This is a genomic window from Paenibacillus medicaginis, assembly GCF_042138635.1.
Classification (GTDB): Bacteria; Bacillota; Bacilli; order Paenibacillales; family Paenibacillaceae; genus Paenibacillus; species Paenibacillus medicaginis.
Genome location: NZ_JBHIRY010000001.1, coordinates 95,406 through 115,259 on the forward strand (window position 1 = coordinate 95,406; position 19,854 = coordinate 115,259).

The window sequence follows — 19,854 nt, forward strand, 5'->3', positions numbered from 1 at the left end:
ATTACACCTCCATAACAAGCAGCTCAGGGTTGGCGAGCAGCTGTTTGATATAATTCATGAAGTTTTGGGCTGTTGCACCATCGATAATACGGTGGTCGAAGCTCAGAGACAGTGCCATAACAGGAGCTGCCACAATTTCACCGTTTCTCACGACAGGTTTTTCACTGATGCGGCCCGTTCCGAGGATGGCCACTTCAGGGAAGTTGATGATTGGTGTAAAGAACATACCGCCTGCAGAACCGATGTTGGTGATGGAAATGGTGCTGCCTCTCATTTCGGCAGGAGTCAGCTTACCTTCACGGCCGCGGGAAGCGAGATCGCGGATGGAATCTGCAATCATCCAGATGCTCTTGCGGTCTGCATCTTTAATGACCGGCACGATAAGACCGTTATCCGTATCTGTCGCAATACCGATGTTGTAGTATTTTTTGTACACAATTTCATTCGCTTCTTCGTCGATCATGGCATTCAGAGCCGGGAATTGACGGCTAGCGGCAACGAGCGCCTTCACGATGAATGGCAGGTACGTTACTTTTACGCCTTTCTTCTCGGCGATTGGCTTCATGCGGGTACGGAATGCCACCAGCTCAGTTACGTCCACCTCGTCCATAATCGTAACGTGTGGCGCGGTATAAGCCGACTTAACCATTGCATTGGCGATAGCTTTGCGGATGCCTTTGAATGGCACACGCTCTTCTTCAAGCCGCTGGTCCGCTGTTGCAGGCGCCGCCGCTTTCTGAGCTGCAGGTTTCGTTTCCGCAGGCACTGCTGTTTGTGCTGCAGGAGATGCCGCAGGTGCCGGGGCCGCTTGACCGCCGCCGTTTTTGAAGGCCTGAACATCTTCTTTGGTTACTTTGCCGTTTTTGCCGGTTCCGTTTACCAGGGAAATATCCACGCCTTGCTCACGGGCAAATTTACGAACACTAGGTGTAGCAAGCACTTCTTTGTTGGAAGCTGCCGCAGGTGCAGGAGCTGCATTGACTGCTACAGGCGTTTCAGCAGCGGCTGTAGCAGACGCGCCGCCTTCCTGTTCAGGAAGCTCACCCTCTGCGTCGATGATTGCTACAACTTGGCCTACATGGAATACATCGCCGTCCTTCGCGAACACTTCAGCGACGGTTCCGTTTACAGGGCAAGGAACTTCCACAACAGCCTTGTCGTTCTGTACTTCCATAATGATGTCGTCGTCTGTCACTTTATCCCCTGGCTTGATGTGCATTTTGATGATTTCACCCTCATGCAGACCTTCGCCCAATTCAGGGAACTTGTATTCAAACTTGGAGCTTCCGGAAGCAGCCGGATTTGCTGTTGCAGGTGAAGAAGCCGTGTTAGCTCCGCCTTGAGCGGCATCCTTTTCCTGTACTGCGTGGCTGCCTGCGGTTGCTTCTTCCTGTTCAGGCACATCGCCTTCCGCATCGATGATCGCTACTACCTGACCAACGTTGAATACGTCGCCGTCCTTCGCGAACACTTCTTTCACTGTACCGTTTACCGGACAAGGTACTTCTACGACAGCTTTGTCATTTTGCACTTCCATAATGATGTCGTCGTCTGTCACCTTATCGCCGGGCTTGATATGCATCTTGATGATTTCGCCTTCGTGCAGGCCTTCACCAAGCTCCGGAAATTTGTATTCAAAATTTGCCACGTTCAAAACCTCCCAATTTAATCAGGGTTCAGCCCTTTCCTGCTCTCGTTGCCGAATGACCGGAACCCTCTACTGTGAGCTCTAATTAAAATTCCAGCACTTTGTTGACCCCGTCAATGATGCGGGCTGGGGTTGGAAGCCATGTATCCTCAATTTGCGCGAAAGGATAAATCGTGTCTGGCGGTGCAATACGCAGCACAGGAGCTTCGAGATGAAGAATGGCTTTTTCATTGATTTGGGCAACAACCTCGGCGCCTACACCGGAACTCTTCTGAGCTTCCTGCACCACAATGGCACGGTTCGTTTTCTTAACCGAAGCTACGATGGTATCGATATCGATCGGGCTGACAGTACGCAGGTCGATGACCTCTACTTTGATGCCCTTCGTTTTTTCAAGTTCTTCAGCGGCTTTGACAGATGTGTGAACCATCATGCCGTAAGTAATAATGGTAACATCGGAGCCTTCGCGAACTACTTTCGCTTTGCCCAGTTCAACCGTGTAATCTCCTTCCGGCACTTCATCGCGGAATGCATGGTAGAGATTCAGGTGCTCCATGAAGAATACAGGATCGTTATCGCGAATCGCTGCGATCATCAGACCTTTGGCATCGTAAGGATTGGATGGAACAACAACCTTGATGCCCGGTGTCTGAGCCAGTAGACCTTCCAGCGCGTCTGTATGCAGCTCAGCCGCTTTTACGCCGCCGCCGTAAGGTGTACGAAATACGATCGGGGAATTGTAGCGTCCGCCGGAGCGGTAGCGCATACGTGCCGCTTGAATAGCCATTTGATCCAGCGCTTCAAAAATAAAGCCTACGAACTGAATCTCTGCAACAGGACGAAAGCCCTGGATACCCAGACCAACTGCGAGACCGCCAATCGCGGATTCGGCAAGCGGTGTATCAAACACACGCTCTTCGCCAAATTCCTTCTGCAAACCCTCTGTGGCGCGGAATACGCCGCCTACATTACCTACGTCTTCACCGAAAAGAATGACGTTCGGATCACGCTTCAATTCAACGCGCAGCGCGTCGCGAATCGCTTCTTTCATGTTCATTTGTGCCATTGCTTCATTTCCTCCTTAAACATTAACAGATCACATTCGTACCTTATCCATCATGAACCTGAACCGGTCTCAGGCTTCATACCTATGTTTTATTGAAAATCCGCTTTTTGTTCTTCAAGATGCTTCGGCGTATGCTCGAACATGCTGTCAATCAGGCCTGGAACCGTCATTTTCTCGGTTTTCTCAGCTTTCTTGATCTCTTCGTTGACTTTCGCTTTCGCTTCTTCTTTCACGCGCTCGGTGTCCGCTTCCGTCCACAGTCCTTTTTTCTCAAGGTACTTGGCCAGACGGGCAATCGGATCCTTCTCGCTCCATTGTCCTTCTTCTTCTTTCGTACGATATTTGCTGGCATCGTCAGAAAGGGAATGTGGACGGAAACGGTAAGTGACCGCTTCGATCAGTGTAGCGCCTTCGCCGTTGCGTCCACGTTCAGCAGCTTCCTGAACCGCTTTGATAACAGCAAGCACATCCATGCCGTCAATTTTCACGCCTTTAATACCAGCTGCAACCGCTTTATGAGCGATGGACAGGGCGGCTGTCTGTTTGGAAAATGGCGTAGTAATGGCGTAACCGTTATTTTGCACAAAGAAAATAACCGGAAGCTTGTAAACCCCAGCATAGTTCAGACCTTCGTAGAAATCGCCTTCGGAGGAACCGCCGTCACCTGTGTAAGTAATGACCACTTGTTTTTGCTTCTTGAGCTTGAAGCCCATCGCAATACCCATCGCATGCAAAATTTGTGCCCCGATAATAATTTGCGGCATCAATACGTTAACACCTTCAGGAATTTGGCCGCCATGCTGATGGCCGCGGGAGTACAGGAATGCTTGATACAGCGGCAGACCATGCCATACGATTTGTGGCATATCACGGTAGCCTGGTGCGATAAAGTCCTCTTTCTCCAAAGCAAACTCACTGCCGACCATCGTTGCTTCCTGACCGGATACCGGAGCATAGAAACCAAGGCGGCCCTGACGTCCAAGGTTAACGGCACGGTCGTCCCAGGTGCGGGTAAATACCATGCGGTACATAATTTCTTTCAATTGATCGTCGGTAAGCTCAGGCAGCATATTCTCATTAATAATTTCACCTTCCGGGGAAAGCACGGAAAGAGCTTCCACTTCCTCCGTGTACACTTCGTAAGGAACCTTGCTCATTTTCTTCACCTCAACAAAAAATTTGAATATCAAGTTCCGCTGTTATAGAATTATTATACACCTGTTCTACCTCTTGAGTCAAAGATATCCGCCATTTTTATTTGTTTTGTGCAAATCGTGTATGTATAACAGGGTTTATAATTCACTATAACAGCATAGTACATCTTTTAAAATTTAACCAGTCTTTGCAACCACGGTTATCTTAACTTATTGTGATCATGAATGCAAAAAATTACCCGCGAAAGGTGACGAAGCATGACGGATTCCCGCTATCTGAAAAGAACGATTCTCAAAGACGAAATTCAGAGCCGTTTTTTGAACGCAAAACGCAATCTCCGGATCTACCTGCCACCTGGCTATAACGAAATTTTGAGTTATCCTGTCGTTTACTGCCAGGACGGCGAAGAGTTTTTCAACTTCGGGCGCATCGCCACCCATGCCAACCAGCTCATTCTCGATGAGGGAGTCGAGCCATTCATCATTGTAGGTGTAGAGGTCGATACTTCCATCCGTACACAGGAGTACGCCCCCTTTGGCAGCTTGTTTGAGGCCTATACCTCCTGCTTTGCCAAGGAAATCGTCCCTTATATTGAAGGCAAGTATCCTGTCAGACAAGAAGCCTCGGAACGAGTGCTGGCCGGGGATTCCCTTGGCGGCAGCGTCTCGCTGCATCTGGCCCTGATGTACCCCGAGCTGTTCACAAGGGTCATCAGCCTGTCCGGTGCCTACTACGAGAAATCACGCGAGCTTATCGGCCGTGAACAGGACCTGTCCTGTCTGGAGGTCTGGATGACGGTCGGCCTGCAGGAAACGGAGTTTCAAAGTGATACCGGAACCTATAACTTTGTTGAAATTAACCGCAAGACAGCAGACCTGCTCAGAGAACGTGGAGCCACGGTTTCCTATCGTGAGAAGGATGGCAAGCATATCTGGGGCTTTTGGCAAAAAGAGCTGCCTGATGCGCTGAGCTATTTTCTCGGGCTGGCTTAAGAAAAACGTCCCCACCCACCAATACCCGCTGCACAGCCTGCCTTAACGCCAAATTTTACAGACATAAATTAAAAAAAATTCGGCAGCCCCCCTGTCCCGGCCTACTGGCCGGGATTTTGCTTTCTCCGGCGTTCAGCCTGTGGTTGCGCTTTCATCCAAACAACAGAAAAAACGGCACTGCTGCCGTTTATCCTTTTCGTCATCATACGACCATATTATAGCTTTTCGCTTACAATCTTGTCCAGAAGGACCTCGCACCCCAGATCAATTAATCTGTAGGTTTCTTCGAAGTTGCCTGTAAAATACGGATCAGGAACCTCGCGGAGCGGCTCATCGGGAAGCAAATCCATCAATTTCAGGATTTCCACATCCTTGCCTCCCTGAAGCCTGCGCAGATTTTGCTCATTGGAGTCGTCCATGCATACGATATAATCAAATTGTTCAAAATCCTGCGCCTGCATCTGCCGGGCAATCAACCCTTCGCTGCTAATCCCGTGCAGCTTGAGCTGCCCTAGCGTTCCTTCATGCGGCGGCTTGCCGATATGCCAGTTGCCCGTCCCGGCCGAATCGGTTGCAATGGCACCCTGCAGCCCCCGCAGCGCCGCCTTATGTCTTAACACAGCCTCTGCCATGGGCGATCGGCAAATATTGCCCAGACATACAAATAATACTCGAATCATGATCCTTATCCTTTCTGAACCCGCCAGTCAACCGCTCCCGGATCTGCCTGCGACGGACGGCGCAGCGATCGCCGCGGGAGTTTCCATTTATAATACACGGAAAGCATACGAAATACTACGACACTTATAAAAAGCACGATCAGCTCTGCCGGGCGGGTCGTGAGTCCGGCACCCACCGCAAGTCCGGCCAGCATGGCCCATACGGCATAAATCTCGTCCCTCAGCACAAGCGGCTTGCGACCAGCCAGCAGGTCACGGATCATACCGCCGCCCGTGCCTGTCAAGAAGGCGGCGACCACGGCGGCAATGACAGGATGGTTCATCTGTGTAGCATACAGCGCCCCCTGAATTGCAAATGCAGCCAGACCAACCGCATCGAACAGCGCTTCTGTCCGTTTCCAATGCTTGATCCATTCATATGGCAGCATAAATGCAATGATTATGGAAATAACGGCCAGCGTAATTAGCATCCCCTGACTCCAGAGCGTAGTCACCGGAACACCGATGAGAATGTTGCGGATCACTCCTCCCCCGAATGCCGTCACCAGCCCAAGTACGAGCACTCCCACAATATCGTATTCTTCCTCCATCGCCACGATAGCCCCGGACATGGCGAAGGCAATCGTCCCGACAATGCTGAACCAATCAAAGATGTGTAATTCCAACAGCTTGTTTCTCTCCCTTTCTCCTCTGACTGCCTGCTTTCTTGAAATCCCTTACTTCCCCTGTCAACTTTTCACCTCCTCATTGTAGCGAAACCGGAGGAAATTGTGCAAGCGATAATTATCCAGGTTATACTTATACATAGTGTATTTTTTAGAGGAGATGTAGCGGATGAGCATCAGAAGAGCAATCATATTTTCCGGCGGAGTCCTGTCCCCGGACGACTGGTCCGAGATCAGGGACGGAGACCTGATTATTGGGGCGGATCGCGGGGCGTTATATCTGGTGGAACACGGAATCCGCCCCGATATCGCCGTGGGCGATTTCGATTCCGTGCTGCCGGAGCAGCGAGACAAGGTTGAGGCATGCAGCAAACGTCTGCTCAGCTGTGACCCGATTCACAAGGATCTTACCGACACCGAGCTTGCGCTTGAGCTGGCGATTGAGGAGCAGATCGGCGAGGTGCTGCTGCTCGGCGCTACCGGCACCAGAATGGATCATACACTCGCCAATTTGCAAATGATGCTGCGCGCCATGCAGCATCATATCCACTGTATCATCCAGGATGCACACAACCGGATTATGCTGACAGGCACGGAAGCCGTTGTAGAGGACAGGGGATATACCTACACCTCTCTGCTGCCCATGACGAATGAAGTAACCGGCATCAATCTTGAAGGATTTATGTACCCGCTGGTAAATGCAACCCTTAAAATGGGACAATCCCGGGGCGTTAGCAACCGTCTGACCGCTGCTGCCGGCAAAGTTTCGATCGAGAGCGGCATATTGCTCATCATCCAAAGCAAGGATTGATTACATTTTTGTAATCTTCTTTTAACATTTGTAAAAGAGTAAAAAAAGCTAAAACCGTTGATAATTCAACGGTTTTAGCTTTTTTTACTTGCCGGTTTCCGCAACATTCCAGCCTTTTACAGCAATTTTAACCGTTTTTTAATAATCGGGTTCAAGGCCATGGCGCACAAGGGATAAGCCTGGTTCACCTAAATTCTGGGAAGTAACAAAACTGTTATACTCAGTCCTGCAAGAGGGCAAGCATTCCTTTCGAATGACTAATACTTTTGGAGGTACAACTACATCATGAAGTTCAACAACTTGTTTAAGAAAGTCATCTCTGTCGGGCTCGCCGCTTCTATCGGCTTTGGGGCAATCGCAACTATAGAAGCTCCATCCGCGCATGCGGCTACCGCCACATCGACTAAAGGTCAACAAATTGTTAATTTTGGCAAAAAGTACATAGGAACTCCTTATGATTTCGGAGCTAATACCAGCACGACGAGAAGATTTGACTGCTCGTCCTTCACGAAGTACATCTTTGACAAATATGGAGTGAATCTTCCCCGCACTTCCGAGGATCAAGCGAGGAAAGGCAAATATGTTTCCAAATCCAATATTAAGGTCGGGGATCTGCTGTTCTTTTCCAGCGGCAGCCGCGCTAACGGTAGAAATGTAACGCATGTCGGTGTATATGCAGGAAACGGCAAAATTCTGCACACCTACGGTTCTCCAGGCGTAACCATCTCCAATTTGAATTCAGGCACCTGGAAGAAAACCTATCTGTTTGCACGCCGTGTACTGTAATGGATTGATATCATCATAAGTGAAACAAACCGGGCCACTGTGCTCCGGTTTGTTTTTCGTTATAGGGAATATTACGTTGCCTGGCCGGAAGCATCCATCCGCGGCTCCTGAAGCTGGTAACCCACACCGCGCACCGTCCGGATGAGCTTGTATTTTTGACCATAGTCAATTTTGAGCCGAAGATGCCGTATATACACATCGACTACATTAGTATCCGCTATAAATTCATGCCTCCAAACATGCTTTAAAATTTGCTGTCTGCTGCAGGCCTGATTTACGTGCAGTGCAAGATACCACAGGAGGTCGAACTCCTTCGCTGTCAGCCCGATTTGCTCTTCTTCCCGCTGAACTATCCTCACTTCCCTGTCAATCGTCAGGTCCGCCACCTTGATCCGGCTATTCATTTGAACGGCACCGCGGAAAATAAGCAGCAAATTTTTGATACGGGCTAGCAGCACCTTTTCCGGCACTTCTGCAGCTACAACGTCATGAGCCCCCCGGTCGAAGCATTCAACCATCTTATCGGCATCCTCGGAATCTGTAATCATGACGACCGGAATTCGCCTCTTTTCACCATGGATGCCGAGCAGCAGCCGGTCCGCCTCCACAGAAGGAAGCTCCGCATCGAGCAGCAGCAGTCCGAATTCCAGATTTTCCACACGATCAGCAGCTTCCTGCGCGCTGTGCAGATGGATTACATCATACCCCGCTTTCCGCAAACCTTCCCCCATATGTTCCCGGCCATCTTCGCCGACGAGCAATATACATTCTTCCATGTGACACCTGATTTCTGCCGCCTTGCTAAAGCAGCCTGGTGATATCCCTGATCCTATTCATAGTTTGGGGAATCCGCAAGAAATACATGTATCAGGACAAAGAGGGAATTAAAGTATTTTATCCGAAATAACGATGATATAACACACGGGCTTCCGCTATATCACTCGTGCCGTGAATCAGCGTGCGGCCATCTTCAAAAATGACCATTCGCTGTTTGCCGGCAGCAAAGGACACCAGAAAAGGATTACTCTCCACCAGACCATCCCCGGTGGCGGCAAGACGGGCGGCTGTCGCTTTCAGATCGAGCTTGGTGCGACGGGCAGGTCGGATCTGCACCGTGTCCCTGCCGCACAGCACATCCGCCTTTTGCCGATTAGCGGCCAGCAGATACGGGTACACCCTGTTCTTTCCGCAGGAAGGACAATCCTCCTTTTTGGCGCCGGTCACGGAGATTGATACGGTTTCATTACGCCACACATCAAAGGACAACAGCTTGCCCCGCAGTGCCTCCTTATGGCCGCTTAACAGCTTGAAGGCTTCCGCCGTCTGATGGGCGGTCACCATCTGCACAGCCTGGGGAAGAATGCCGGCCGTGTCGCAGGTATCTCCTCCACCCGGAATCGTGCCCAGCAGACAGTTCAGGCACGGCGTTTCTCCGGGAATAATGGTGAAGGTAATCCCGTAGCTGCCCACACAGCCGCCGTATATCCACGGCATGCCGAGCTTTTGCGCCACATCGTTAATGATCAGTCTTGTGTCAAAATTATCGGTTGCATCCAGGATAATATCCACATCTGCAGCCAGCTCTTCCAACGCTTCACCATCAATATCAAGCACATAGGCATGGATGAGGCATTCGGAATTAATCTCTTCCAGACGGCGCTTGGCCGCGATCGCTTTGGGTGTTCGCTGTACCGCATCCGACTCGGCAAAAAGCTGCTGCCGCTGCAGATTGCTCCACTCGACATAATCGCGGTCAGCGATCGTGATCGTGCCGATACCTGAGCGGACGAGCGTTTCGGCTATGCCTGTACCGAGTGCTCCCGCCCCGATAATGAGCGCATGGGAAGCACGCAGCTTGCGCTGCCCCTCCCGGCCGAACGGCGCAAAGCGCTCCTGGCGCGAGTAGCGGTCGGCCGCTGCCTGTGCGGCTCCTTCAGTTGAATCTGTCGGAACCGCTGTCTTGCGTTCATTCATTATGATGTAACCATCCCTTCTGTAGGGCTGCTTGCCGCAGCATAGCGTTTAACGGGAATCATGCCCGCCTTGAACGCTTGCCTGCCCGCTTGTACAGCGAGCTTCATTGCCTCCGCCATAGCGACCGGGTCCCCAGCGCCGGACACCGCCGTATTCAACAGTACCCCGTCCGCACCCAGTTCCATCGCGTGCGCTGCATCGGCAGGTGAACGGATGCCGGCGTCTACAATGACAGGAATCGAAGCCTGTTCTATAATGAGCTCCAAAGTGTAAGGATTGAGGATGCCCCGGCCCGAACCGATAGGGGATGCCCCCGGCATGACGGCGTGAACACCGAGCTGCTCCAGTCTTTTGGCCAGGATGACATCGTCGGAAATGTAAGGCAGCACAATGAAGCCTTCGGCAAGCAGCATTTCACAGGCTTTTAAAGTCTCAAACGGATCGGGAAGCAGCGTTCTGTCATCCCCGATCACTTCAACCTTTATCATATCACATAAACCGGACGCCTTGGCCAGTTGGGCGATGCGGACAGCTTCTTCGGCAGTAGCCGCCCCAGCCGTATTGGGAAGCAGGGTGAAGCTGGACAGATCCAGCCTATCCAGGAAGTTTCCCTGCCCCTTCTCCTCCAGATTCAAGCGGCGGACGGCAAAGGTAAGGATCTGGCTTTCCGATGCCTGAACAGCTTTCATTTGCGTTTCCAGATCCGGAAACTTCCCCGTCCCCAGCAACAGTCTTGATTTAAAGGCTTTATCTCCAATATGCAGCATATTATCCGCCCCCCACAAAATGTACAATTTCAAGATGATCCCCGTTCTTCAAATCGGTTGCGCTGTGAATGTCCTTGGTCAATATGCGCCGGTTCAACTCGACGACAACCGTTTTGACCTGCAGATCCAATGCATTGAGCAACTGGTCCACATTATAAATTTCCATGTCAAAAGTCATTTCCTGGCCGTTAATAACAAGCCTCATCTCTTCCCCCCCTTGACTGCTGGTGCAGGCTGTCTTTTCATTCTTGCTGGTGACAAGGCCGTCAAATTTAATTGCTCCACTGTATGGCCTGCCATCATCTTCGCTATCGCTTCCCCTGTAGCCGCACTCAGTAATATTCCGTTGCGGTGATGTCCACAAGCAGCGTATAAGCCGGCAGCATCAGGTACGGGGCCTATAATGGGAAAGCCATCTTCCGTTTGCGGCCTTAATCCCGACCACGCTCTCAGAAAAGACGACTCCCCAATGTCCGACAGCCAGGCTGAAGCGCGCTCCAGAAGCTGGCGCAGCCCGCCTGCGGATACATCCTCTCCCCATTCATGCGGTCTGCTGGTTGCCCCAATCCACAGCTCCCCCTCCGGCTTTGGCACCAGATACACATCCTCGGCGTAAATGGTATACTCCAGCGTACGTACTGGCATGGTAACGGCTGCGATCTCTCCCTTGACAGGATACATTTCCGTATGGATGCCGAAATGGTTAAGCAGCTTGACCGCTTCAACCCCCCCTGCGATCACAACATTTGGGCAAGCAATATATCCCCTGCTCGTTTTTACACCACGCACCATACCGTCCACAATCCGGATGTCCTCTGCGATTGTATTTGTCAGCAGTTCTGCCCCGTGCTTTTCCGCGCCTGACACCAATGCCTGCACAAGTCGCTGCGGGAGCAACTGCGATTCCCGCTCGCGGAACAAGCCTCCAAGCACCTGCCCTGTCAGGCCGGGAATCCTTCTGGTTATCTCTGCGGCGTCCCACCACTCTGCGGCTGATCCATCATTGTTCCCGGCCATGGCCGACAAGTGCTCAACTTGCTCCGCTGTCCGGACAGGGAGAACGAAGCCTGTGGTGGTATACCCTGTTACCAGTCCTGTCAGGCCTTCAAGCTCCCGCACCAGTTCCCCGAACAGATTACGGCTGTGCAGGGCAAATGCGGCCAACTGAGGGTGGGCAAAAGCCTCACACTCTGCCGCCAGCATTCCGGCTGCCGCTCGTGTGGCCCCTTGTGCAGGAACCGATTTTTCGATCAGAATCGTTTTGAAGCCTCTTTTCGCCAGCTGATAGGCGATGGAACTGCCGATCGCTCCCGCGCCGATCACCGTACAGTCTGCCGAATAGCTCATGTCTGTTCCTCCTCCCATTCTCCTGTTATCATAAGGATACATCTGATCTGTAACACCCTGCTTCAAGTTATGAGCATTCTCCTGTATTCCTTTGCCGCCTCGGCCGGATCATCTGCTTTCCAGATACCTGACATCACAGCGATTCCTGATGCACCTGCCCGCCTGATGCCCCGCACATGCCGGGGCTGGATGCCGCCAAGCGCGATAACCGGAATGGAGACTGCACGACATAGCTCCTCCAGACTGCTCAGCCCCCGCGGTGGCAGCCCGGGCTTGGAGACGGAATCGTAAATATGGCCGTACAACACATAATTGGCCCCCGCCTGCTCCGCAGCCCGCGCTTCCTGCAGCGAGTGTACGGATGCCCCGCAGCGCAGCTTCGGGAACGTCCGCTTCACAAGCTGCAGCGGCAGGCTGTTTGAGGTGAGCTGCACCGTCCCCGCACCGAACAGAAGTGCTGCGTCTACACGGTCATTGACCGCGAGCTTGGACGGCGAGCAGCAGCCGCGCTCCGACACCGTGAACATAAATTCGTACAGCTCCGCCGCGCTCAGATGTTTCTCCCTGATGTGCAGCATGTCGATATCCGGTTCGATCAACCGCAAGATGTCTGCCGTGCGTTCAGCGCTTTGGCAGCCGTCCGTAATAAGATGAAGCTCCATTGCTTTTTGCCTCCATGGACAGTTATTCGGGAAAGCCAAAAAACCGCTTCCCGGTCAGGAAGCGGCTGAATTTACAGGTTCACCGAATTTACATGGAACTGCCTCCCTGCGCATAAGCAAGGTCGCATTTGATTCCCATTCGGCTAATGTCCACTTCCCTACGCTGGTATGATCCAGATCAGGTGCAAAGGGTCCGGAATGCGTTTATTCCGTCTCAGCCGCCAGCCGCGGCTCCCCCAGTGTGATACAGGCCTGTTCAATCGCCTGTATTACTATATATTTTGTTTTCCCTTTTCATGGTAGCACAATCCGTTTCACTTGCCTAGACGTACACTCAGATTTCAGTCCGAAAAGTCCAAAGCTGTGCTTCTCCTGCACATCAGGCTTTGGCCGACCACTCTTCGACATTCCATACTCTCGTTACCCAATCCTTATAAAAATCAGGTTCGTGGGATACAAGCAGCACCGTGCCTTTGTATTCCTTCAGCGCACGCTTCAGTTCATCCTTCGCCACCACATCCAGGTGGTTGGTCGGTTCGTCAAACAGCACCCAGTTGCTCTCACGCATCAGCAGCTTGCAGAGGCGGACCTTGGCCTGCTCTCCACCACTGAGGGCAGACAGCGGACGGGTAATATGATCATTTTTCAGTCCGCAGCGGGCAAGATGGGCACGAACCTCATGCTGGTTCAAATGCGGGTACTCGTTCCACACATCGTCAAGCGGTGTGATCCGCTCAGGACGCACCTCCTGCTCGAAATAAGCGGGATAAAGAAAGTCTCCGGTATAGATTTTTCCACTCAGCGGAGAGATTTTTCCGAGAATCGTTTTGAGCAGCGTAGATTTGCCGACACCGTTATAACCGACGATGGCGATCTTCTCGCCCCGTTCAATCGTAATGGACATTTTCGGCAGCAGGGGATGGCTGTAGCCAATCTCAAAGTCAATGCCTTCAAAGACCGTTTTGCCGCTGGCCCGCGCTTCCTTGAACTGGAACGTCGGTTTGGCCGCTTCTTCCGGCTTGTCGATCCGATCAATCTTATCAAGCTGCTTCTCACGGCTCTTGGCCCGTCCGGAAGTGGAGGCACGCGCCTTGTTGCGCTGGATGAAGTCCTCCTGCTTCTTGATATACTCCTGCTGCTTTTCATAAGCATCGATATGCTGTGTCTTCTGAATGTCAGCCATTTCAAGGAACTTCTCATAGTTGGCCGTATAGCGGTTCAGCTTGCCAAACTCCAGATGATAAATGACGTTGACGACCTGATTCATGAACTCAGTATCATGGGAAATCAGCATAAAGGCATACGGGTAGTCCTTCAAATAACGTGTAAGCCATTCGATATGCTCAACGTCCAGGTAGTTCGTCGGCTCGTCCAGCAGCAGCACATTCGGTTTCTCCAGCAACAGTTTGGCCAGCAGCACCTTCGTGCGCTGCCCCCCGCTTAAAGAGGCTACATCGCGGTCCAGTCCGATGGCAGCAATTCCAAGCCCGTTGGCCATTTCCTCCACTTTCACATCAATCAGATAAAAATCACCGATCTCCAGTTGCTCCTGGATTTCCCCCATTTGCTCCAGCAGCACCTCAAGCTCCTCCGGTGTGGCTTCGGCCATTTTATCCGTAATCGCATTCAGTTCCTGCTCAAGCTCAAGCAAGGGTAGAAATGCATCCTTGAGCACATCCCGCACGGTCTTGCCCGGAGTCAGCTTCGTGTGCTGGTCCAGATAACCGTAACGGACCTTCGGTGTCCACTCGACTTTGCCGTTGTCACGCAACTGCTGGCCTGTCAAAATATTCATCAGCGTCGATTTGCCGACACCGTTGGCCCCTACCAGACCGACGTGCTCTCCCGGCAGCAGGCGGAACGATACATTTCTGAATAATGTTCTGTCCCCGAAATTGTGGGAAACTTCTTCTACTGTTAATAAACTCATTTCCGTTAACTGGCTCCTTATTTTTCATTAAACTTCAATATGACTTCAGGTTTGCTTTCAAAGCCTTATTGTAGCATAAGAGGCAGCCTTACCGGAACCGCCCGCCATAACGAAAATGAAATTATACACCTGCACGACACGGACTCACTGTCTCCGGAGGGAAGCAAATAACGGCTTTTTCCGCCTCGGCCCAGGCAGAGCATCCTTGAACAAGGCTTGCAAAACGGTATCCATTTCTTCACATGGCTCAAAGGGGTCCAGATGGAGAGGCAGCGTATACACCTTTCCTGTACCCAGCTCTTTTCCAAGCCTGCGGACTGCTTCGCTCGTTGCCAAAGGAAGGCAGAAGCTCCACTTCTGCTGCGGATACCTGGCCAGAGCACTCGCAAACATCACTGTATCCGGCAACCTCCACTCCGCCCCGGACCCGACAATCAGCGGATAATCGGCCCGCAAAAATTCCTCCAGCCCTTCAGGATTCCCACCGCTGCCCAGATCAAAAACAATAAAATCAAAACCTCCGCTCAAGAGAGGAATGATGTCTTCCGGCGACATTTGACGGCAGTACTGCACCCCCTCAAAAGAAAAGCGCTTCGTCCCCTCCGCTCGTGCGTGCTCGTCCCCCTCCAGCAGCGTCTGTATCCTGGAAAAGGACTGTGATCGTCCATTCAATTCGGCTACAGCCACCCTGCCGCCCTGCCGTGAAAGATAGTGGCTGATGGCAATGGCCGTATGTGTAACCCCGCAGCCTGGGGATACCCCGAGCAGCGCAATCACCCGGGTGCCGGAATATTTCGCCTCCACTACTGGTACCGGCCTGTCAGCGGACGGCACGGACAACAGCCTTAACTCATGCATAACCTCCCTGGCGGTCTGGTATCTTTCCCCTGGATCGATCTTTAGCAGCCTGCGAATCACTCTGGCCAAATCACGCGGCAGCCCTGAGCGGATGACCTCCTCTACGCCAGGTGTCCATTCGCTTTGTCTTCCGTCTGTACATAAATACAGCATAAGCGCACCAAGACCATACAGATCGGAGCGCGCATCGGTTTGTCCTCCTCCATACTGCTCGGGTGCCGCAAAACCGACCGTCCCCAGCTTGACCGTGTCCTGGCTGCTGCCAGTACTGTAATTCCGCGCTGTACCAAAGTCGATTAGTTTCAGCTCAAGTCCCGCAGTGACCATAATGTTGGACGGCTTCAAATCGCGGTAGATGATGGACGGATTGTGGCTGTGCAGATAATCGAGCACATCAAGCAGTTGCAAGGCAAACGATACAATTTGTCCGCCCTCCACGATCCCGTCGTTGTTCTGCATATAAGCTTCAAGCGTCATGCCTCCGATATAATCCATGACAAGATATACGTTGCCTTCGTTGCTGAAATCGAAAAAATCAACGATCCGCGGCAGCCGCGGATGATTCAGCGCGCTCAGCAGTTCCGCTTCCGCTCTCCACGCCCCCATCAGCTCCCTGTCGGCGACCGTCTCCTTAACTGCCCATATTTTGCCCGTCAGCTTCAGGTCCTCTGCCATATAAACCCGGCTCATGCCACCTCTACCGATCAGCCGGCATATGCGGTATCTTCCGCCCAATACATAACCGGGCTCATGCTGCCGCTGTTGCTTCATCCCTGCTCTTCCCTCCTTGAAAAGCAAAAAAGGAAAGCCATCACCGTAAATGACCTCAACACAAGAGATCTCTTTACAGGATGCTTTCCCTGCTTATCAAACACTATGACTTACACAATTTGGATTAATTATAGTGTATTCTGAGCATTTCTGCAATGCTATTTTTAAGCATATTTAATCATATAAAGTGTTATTTCATCCCGGTTATGGAACAGCTGCTTGGCCTGCTGCACCTGCATTCCCGCCTGCTCGAAGGAGGAGATGACATCCTGAATGAGCGCGAGCGGCTTTTTGTGCATCAGCTTCACCGTCACGATGGCCGTCCCCCCGCTCGCGAGGCTGTATAACAGTCCCGTAACGAGCTTCGCCATCTGCTTCGGGCTCCAGCTCATATCACATACCAGCACATCAAACTCGCTGTCCCGAAACTTGACCTCCCCCGCATTTTTACGGAGAAACGTGAGACGTGGGGATTGCAGAACGGACGGGTCCATGCGCGCCGGGTCCACTGCCGTAACCTCTAACCCCCGTTCCAGCAGGAACGAAGTCCAGCCTCCCGGAGCCGCTCCGATGTCCAGAGCTTTCCTGAATGCCGTAAAATCGATCCCAAAGGCCGCTTCCGCCTCCAGCAGCTTGAATTTGGCGCGTGACACCTGGCCCTCTTCCTTCTGGAAGCGCACAGCCCCTCCATTCCAGTCGGACAGATTGTCATCAGGTCTGGAAATGCCTGCATACCAGAATTGTTGGCCGGCAAAAACGGACAGGACGTAATCCGCTCCACGCACGGCAAAATCGAGCGGCGCTTCCGCCAGCTTGTCCGTGATGGCCTGCTTCAGCGCTCCCGTGCTGTCCTCCCAGTGGCTGTCCGTGCTTTTGCGGACCTGCACAGACAGAATCTGCCCTTGCAGCTCGATCCGGTTCATGACGAAGGCCGCCAACCGGGTCAGCACCGTATCCAGGCTGCCGCCCTCCTCCTGAAACTGGACGGGAAACAGATGGCGCAGAAACATCGGTGCCTGCGCCTGAATTCTCTCGACTACAGTCGCGGTCTCCTCTGAAAGCGTTACGAGCAGTACCTCGCCTGAAATCAGCACGGTCGATTTGACCGAGCCAAACAGCCGCCGCAGCTCTTCCTGGGCATATGGCGCAAAGCCATGATTGGCCGTACATATAAAGCGCGACGTCACGCCGGACTTTTTCTCATTTTTCTGCATATCTTCATCAATTGAATTCAAAATTACGTTAACCTCCAGCGCATACTCTGATTCACGGGCGCTCATCATCCCACTGCAGCTCGACCGGAATCTCATACGTATGCATTATCGTTTCATTACTCAAAACCACTTTTGAGTAATGAGCTCCATTTTAATCATTGGCTTACTTCCCTGATCTGTTCCAGTAAATTTTGCACGGATTCCATCTTGTATATTATTTTCGGCCTGGAGCTCTCGCCATTGAAAAGCAGCAGTGCAGGCACGCTGGATATCCGGTACTCCTGAACCAGATCGGGTATCGTGTTAATGTTGCTTTGCACGATCATATCCTCTGGCAGCATATGGCCGACAATCTCAAGCATCTTTCTGGCTACGGCACAGGTGCCGCACATCGGCGTATACACAAATACAGCAAGCCTGCAGCCTTCCCAAATATCCCTGCGCAGCTCCTGCTGATTGCGCTCCTTCATCGCTGTTCCTTCTTTTCAAGCTGGCTCAGCAGCTCCGGAGGAACCGGATGATTAAACAGCTGCACACCCTTCGGCAGGCTGCCGTACAGCATTTCATACATCTGCCTTCTGCCTGAAAGACTGGACGAGTGAAGGTAGATCTGCTCCGGAAATAATCCCTCTCTGACGATCGCCGCAGCTACCTCCAGCCCTGTCGGCTCACCTGGCCCCAGGTCATAGTCCAGCGAGAGGATTTCAACCTTGTATTCCTGGAGCAGCAGCAGGCACTCCTCCGCATTGCGGGCCAGCGTAAAGCCCTGCGGACAGCGCCGGTAATCATCCATGTATAAATTCATTCTGCATCTCCTTCCAGCTTTATTTCATCTGTTTGCTTCTGCCCATTCCCACACTTTGCGAATATCTGCCCGGTGTGTTCCGTCCGATCCCTGCTCAGTCTCCATAATCAACGGAATATGCTGAAAAGGCCGCTGCCCCAGCAGCCAGCGAAAGCCCAACTCGCCGATATATCCGCTTCCGACTCTGGCGTGACGGTCTTTTCTTTCCCCGCCCGGATAACGTGAATCATTCAGATGAACCGCGCATAGAGCGTCCCAGTATCCAAGCTGTACCCCCTTGTCCAGCAGGCTTTCATCCACGCCCCCATTCCAGAGTCCCGCAGCAAATGCATGGCAGGTATCCAGGCAAAAACCGATTCGTGCAGGAAATTTGCTCAAGCTCCGGATCTGCACCATTTCCTCCAGCGTCGTTCCCATCGAGCCATGATCGCCGGCCTGGTTTTCAAGCAGAATTTTGGCTTTTCCTGTCCAGCGGCCCAATACGGCATCCAGGCAGCCGATAATATTTTTATACCCCTCCAGAGGATCACTGCTGCGCAGATGGCCAAAATGAACCACAATCCCCACGGAGCCGCACGCTTCTGCAATCTCCAGGTCATTCAGCAGCGAAGCCACCATGAGCGCATACGCCGCCTCTCCCCGGGAGGCGCCCGCCGCAGGATTGACCGGGTATGGCGAATGGGCGATGGATATTAAATGATGGTCCGCACAGTAGCCCCTGCAGGCCTCTGCATCGGGGACATCCAGCGTCTTCAAAGCCAGGCTGCGCGGGTTTTTCGGAAAATACTGAAAGGACAGCGCCCCGGCTTCCCTTGCCCGTTGCGCCGCCTTGTAAAAGCCTCTGCGCGTGCTGACATGCGCGCCGAGATACCAATCAGGCTTCATGCTGGCAATCCGGACAGTAAAAGACCTTGCGTCCGGCCTGCTCCAACCTGCGAATCGTTCCCCCACACCGTGGACAGGCCTCGCCTTCACGGTCATACACCTGGCATCTTTCATCAAAGCCGCCCGTCTTGGTATCCCCAGCAAACAGCGGCATCTCCATATAGCCGCCATACATATAAGCCTCCCTAAGCACGGACCGGGCAGCTTCATACAGCTTTCCGACCTGCTCTGCGGACGCAGCAATATTTTGCATTTTCGAGGCCGGTGCAAGCCCTGCCGCGAAGGCGATTTCGTCGGCATAACAATTGCCGATGCCGGCTATGACATGCTGGTTGATCAGGGTGCTTTTCAGCGAGCTGCGTCTTCCTTTCAGCAAAGCGGAAAAGCTTTCCAAGGTCATACGAGGGTCCAGCGGCTCGGGGCCCAGGTCTGCCAAAGCTTCATTGGTCTCCTTGGCATTGAGCAGATGCAGGAATCCCAGTCTGAGCCCGATGAACAGCAGCCTTTGTCCGTCAAATTCTATTTCAACCTGGGTTGAGCGACCGATGGACTCGTCGGGAGCGGCCAGATACATCATGCCTCCCAGCATCAGGTGCAGCAGCAGCCGCTTGCCTGTGTTCAAATGAAAAATCAGATGCTTGCCGCGCCGCTCAATGTACACAATCGAGCTGCCGAGCAATTGTGAGCGAAAGTCCGCCGCCTCCAGATTGATTGATTTTTCCCGATTGACCGTGATTCCGGTCATCGGCTTATCCAGTATGCGTCCGGATAATAGTACCCGGTAATTCTCCATTTCAGGAAGTTCCGGCATGTGTTATCTACCCTTTCTAGGCTGTAT

Annotated in this window: 21 protein-coding genes and 1 riboswitch; of the genes, 3 read left to right on the forward strand and 18 right to left on the reverse strand. The window is 52.4% G+C overall.

What is annotated here, in order from left to right; all coding sequences use genetic code 11:
• Position 1 precedes the first annotated feature (1 nt).
• The 3 genes from ACE5LO_RS00480 to pdhA all read right to left on the reverse strand — a co-directional run bounded on the left by ACE5LO_RS00480 (position 2) and on the right by pdhA (position 3,871).
• Positions 2-1,648, reverse strand: coding sequence for a dihydrolipoyllysine-residue acetyltransferase (locus ACE5LO_RS00480; RefSeq protein ID WP_375518115.1), 1,647 nt, complete (start codon positions 1,646-1,648; stop codon positions 2-4).
• A gap of 85 nt (positions 1,649-1,733) precedes the next feature.
• Entirely contained in the window at positions 1,734-2,714 is a 981-nt protein-coding gene (locus tag ACE5LO_RS00485) for an alpha-ketoacid dehydrogenase subunit beta (RefSeq protein WP_375518116.1), read from the reverse strand.
• 89 nt (positions 2,715-2,803) lie between these two features.
• Entirely contained in the window at positions 2,804-3,871 is a 1,068-nt protein-coding gene (gene pdhA, locus ACE5LO_RS00490; RefSeq protein ID WP_375352827.1) for a pyruvate dehydrogenase (acetyl-transferring) E1 component subunit alpha, read from the reverse strand.
• A 255-nt stretch (positions 3,872-4,126) separates the two neighbouring features.
• Between pdhA and ACE5LO_RS00495 the strand changes: the two genes are divergently transcribed.
• Positions 4,127-4,861, forward strand: a complete 735-nt coding sequence (locus tag ACE5LO_RS00495; protein WP_375518117.1) for an alpha/beta hydrolase — start codon at positions 4,127-4,129, stop codon at positions 4,859-4,861.
• Positions 4,862-5,076: 215 nt separating this feature from the next.
• On the opposite strand, the gene ACE5LO_RS00500 is transcribed toward ACE5LO_RS00495, so the two are convergent.
• Complete coding sequence (locus tag ACE5LO_RS00500) at positions 5,077-5,541, reverse strand: low molecular weight protein-tyrosine-phosphatase (RefSeq protein ID WP_375518118.1); 465 nt, start codon at positions 5,539-5,541, stop codon at positions 5,077-5,079.
• Positions 5,542-5,546: 5 nt separating this feature from the next.
• Complete coding sequence (locus ACE5LO_RS00505) at positions 5,547-6,206, reverse strand: trimeric intracellular cation channel family protein (RefSeq protein WP_375518119.1); 660 nt, start codon at positions 6,204-6,206, stop codon at positions 5,547-5,549.
• A gap of 169 nt (positions 6,207-6,375) precedes the next feature.
• On the opposite strand from ACE5LO_RS00505, the gene ACE5LO_RS00510 reads away from it, so the two are divergent.
• Positions 6,376-7,017 carry a thiamine diphosphokinase gene (locus tag ACE5LO_RS00510; protein WP_375518120.1) on the forward strand — a complete coding sequence of 214 codons (642 nt, stop codon included), beginning with the start codon at positions 6,376-6,378 and terminating at the stop codon, positions 7,015-7,017.
• Between the two features lie 285 nt (positions 7,018-7,302).
• A complete protein-coding gene (locus ACE5LO_RS00515) occupies positions 7,303-7,803 on the forward strand; it encodes a C40 family peptidase (RefSeq protein ID WP_375518121.1) in 501 nt (166 codons plus the stop codon).
• 71 nt (positions 7,804-7,874) lie between these two features.
• Here the strand turns inward: ACE5LO_RS00515 and ACE5LO_RS00520 are convergent, their stop codons facing one another.
• From ACE5LO_RS00520 to ACE5LO_RS00580, 13 genes are all read right to left on the reverse strand, one after another.
• Positions 7,875-8,579, reverse strand: coding sequence for a response regulator transcription factor (locus ACE5LO_RS00520; protein ID WP_375518122.1), 705 nt, complete (start codon positions 8,577-8,579; stop codon positions 7,875-7,877).
• Between the two features lie 118 nt (positions 8,580-8,697).
• On the reverse strand, positions 8,698-9,777 hold the full coding sequence (locus tag ACE5LO_RS00525; protein ID WP_375518123.1) for a ThiF family adenylyltransferase: 1,080 nt from the start codon (positions 9,775-9,777) through the stop codon (positions 8,698-8,700).
• Positions 9,777-10,544, reverse strand: a complete 768-nt coding sequence (locus tag ACE5LO_RS00530) for a thiazole synthase (protein ID WP_375518124.1) — start codon at positions 10,542-10,544, stop codon at positions 9,777-9,779. The genes ACE5LO_RS00525 and ACE5LO_RS00530 overlap by 1 nt, the downstream gene beginning before the upstream one ends.
• A 1-nt stretch (position 10,545) precedes the next feature.
• The gene (gene thiS, locus ACE5LO_RS00535) at positions 10,546-10,749 is read right to left on the reverse strand and encodes a sulfur carrier protein ThiS (protein ID WP_375518125.1); all 204 of its coding nucleotides are present in this window, start codon (positions 10,747-10,749) and stop codon (positions 10,546-10,548) included.
• Positions 10,746-11,891, reverse strand: coding sequence for a glycine oxidase ThiO (gene thiO, locus ACE5LO_RS00540; protein ID WP_375518126.1), 1,146 nt, complete (start codon positions 11,889-11,891; stop codon positions 10,746-10,748). The genes thiS and thiO overlap by 4 nt, the downstream gene beginning before the upstream one ends.
• A 62-nt stretch (positions 11,892-11,953) precedes the next feature.
• Positions 11,954-12,553: a thiamine phosphate synthase gene (locus tag ACE5LO_RS00545; RefSeq protein ID WP_375518127.1), complete on the reverse strand. Its 600-nt coding sequence runs from the start codon at positions 12,551-12,553 to the stop codon at positions 11,954-11,956.
• A 138-nt stretch (positions 12,554-12,691) separates the two neighbouring features.
• Positions 12,692-12,801, reverse strand: a riboswitch (TPP riboswitch).
• 131 nt (positions 12,802-12,932) lie between these two features.
• Positions 12,933-14,483: an ABC-F family ATP-binding cassette domain-containing protein gene (locus ACE5LO_RS00550; protein WP_375518128.1), complete on the reverse strand. Its 1,551-nt coding sequence runs from the start codon at positions 14,481-14,483 to the stop codon at positions 12,933-12,935.
• A 144-nt stretch (positions 14,484-14,627) separates the two neighbouring features.
• Positions 14,628-16,112 (reverse strand): serine/threonine-protein kinase, encoded by a 1,485-nt coding sequence (locus ACE5LO_RS00555; RefSeq protein WP_375518129.1) that lies wholly within the window; start codon positions 16,110-16,112, stop codon positions 14,628-14,630.
• Between the two features lie 164 nt (positions 16,113-16,276).
• Complete coding sequence (locus ACE5LO_RS00560) at positions 16,277-17,326, reverse strand: 23S rRNA (cytidine(2498)-2'-O)-methyltransferase RlmM (protein ID WP_375518507.1); 1,050 nt, start codon at positions 17,324-17,326, stop codon at positions 16,277-16,279.
• Between the two features lie 155 nt (positions 17,327-17,481).
• Complete coding sequence (locus tag ACE5LO_RS00565) at positions 17,482-17,796, reverse strand: thioredoxin family protein (RefSeq protein WP_375518130.1); 315 nt, start codon at positions 17,794-17,796, stop codon at positions 17,482-17,484.
• Positions 17,793-18,131 carry a cyclic-phosphate processing receiver domain-containing protein gene (locus ACE5LO_RS00570; protein WP_375518131.1) on the reverse strand — a complete coding sequence of 113 codons (339 nt, stop codon included), beginning with the start codon at positions 18,129-18,131 and terminating at the stop codon, positions 17,793-17,795. The genes ACE5LO_RS00565 and ACE5LO_RS00570 overlap by 4 nt, the downstream gene beginning before the upstream one ends.
• A gap of 24 nt (positions 18,132-18,155) precedes the next feature.
• The gene (locus tag ACE5LO_RS00575; protein WP_375518132.1) at positions 18,156-19,016 is read right to left on the reverse strand and encodes a deoxyribonuclease IV; all 861 of its coding nucleotides are present in this window, start codon (positions 19,014-19,016) and stop codon (positions 18,156-18,158) included.
• The gene (locus ACE5LO_RS00580; protein ID WP_375518133.1) at positions 19,006-19,827 is read right to left on the reverse strand and encodes an Fpg/Nei family DNA glycosylase; all 822 of its coding nucleotides are present in this window, start codon (positions 19,825-19,827) and stop codon (positions 19,006-19,008) included. The genes ACE5LO_RS00575 and ACE5LO_RS00580 overlap by 11 nt, the downstream gene beginning before the upstream one ends.
• Between the last annotated feature and the right edge of the window lie 27 nt (positions 19,828-19,854).

Excerpts from the sequence above, each read along its gene's own strand:
- ACE5LO_RS00575 (WP_375518132.1), bottom strand. The coding sequence starts at position 19,016 with ATGAAGCCTGATTGGTATCTCGGCGCGCATGTCAGCACGCGCAGAGGC.
- ACE5LO_RS00495 (WP_375518117.1), top strand. The coding sequence starts at position 4,127 with ATGACGGATTCCCGCTATCTGAAAAGAACGATTCTCAAAGACGAAATT.
- ACE5LO_RS00580 (WP_375518133.1), bottom strand. The coding sequence starts at position 19,827 with ATGCCGGAACTTCCTGAAATGGAGAATTACCGGGTACTATTATCCGGA.
- ACE5LO_RS00520 (WP_375518122.1), bottom strand. The coding sequence starts at position 8,579 with ATGGAAGAATGTATATTGCTCGTCGGCGAAGATGGCCGGGAACATATG.
- ACE5LO_RS00515 (WP_375518121.1), top strand. The coding sequence starts at position 7,303 with ATGAAGTTCAACAACTTGTTTAAGAAAGTCATCTCTGTCGGGCTCGCC.
- pdhA (WP_375352827.1), bottom strand. The coding sequence starts at position 3,871 with ATGAGCAAGGTTCCTTACGAAGTGTACACGGAGGAAGTGGAAGCTCTT.
- ACE5LO_RS00560 (WP_375518507.1), bottom strand. The coding sequence starts at position 17,326 with ATGCAGAAAAATGAGAAAAAGTCCGGCGTGACGTCGCGCTTTATATGT.
- ACE5LO_RS00545 (WP_375518127.1), bottom strand. The coding sequence starts at position 12,553 with ATGGAGCTTCATCTTATTACGGACGGCTGCCAAAGCGCTGAACGCACG.
- ACE5LO_RS00500 (WP_375518118.1), bottom strand. The coding sequence starts at position 5,541 with ATGATTCGAGTATTATTTGTATGTCTGGGCAATATTTGCCGATCGCCC.
- ACE5LO_RS00530 (WP_375518124.1), bottom strand. The coding sequence starts at position 10,544 with ATGCTGCATATTGGAGATAAAGCCTTTAAATCAAGACTGTTGCTGGGG.
- thiS (WP_375518125.1), bottom strand. The coding sequence starts at position 10,749 with ATGAGGCTTGTTATTAACGGCCAGGAAATGACTTTTGACATGGAAATT.
- ACE5LO_RS00555 (WP_375518129.1), bottom strand. The coding sequence starts at position 16,112 with ATGAAGCAACAGCGGCAGCATGAGCCCGGTTATGTATTGGGCGGAAGA.
- ACE5LO_RS00525 (WP_375518123.1), bottom strand. The coding sequence starts at position 9,777 with ATGAATGAACGCAAGACAGCGGTTCCGACAGATTCAACTGAAGGAGCC.
- ACE5LO_RS00550 (WP_375518128.1), bottom strand. The coding sequence starts at position 14,483 with ATGAGTTTATTAACAGTAGAAGAAGTTTCCCACAATTTCGGGGACAGA.
- ACE5LO_RS00510 (WP_375518120.1), top strand. The coding sequence starts at position 6,376 with ATGAGCATCAGAAGAGCAATCATATTTTCCGGCGGAGTCCTGTCCCCG.
- ACE5LO_RS00485 (WP_375518116.1), bottom strand. The coding sequence starts at position 2,714 with ATGGCACAAATGAACATGAAAGAAGCGATTCGCGACGCGCTGCGCGTT.
- ACE5LO_RS00570 (WP_375518131.1), bottom strand. The coding sequence starts at position 18,131 with ATGAATTTATACATGGATGATTACCGGCGCTGTCCGCAGGGCTTTACG.
- thiO (WP_375518126.1), bottom strand. The coding sequence starts at position 11,891 with ATGAGCTATTCGGCAGACTGTACGGTGATCGGCGCGGGAGCGATCGGC.
- ACE5LO_RS00565 (WP_375518130.1), bottom strand. The coding sequence starts at position 17,796 with ATGAAGGAGCGCAATCAGCAGGAGCTGCGCAGGGATATTTGGGAAGGC.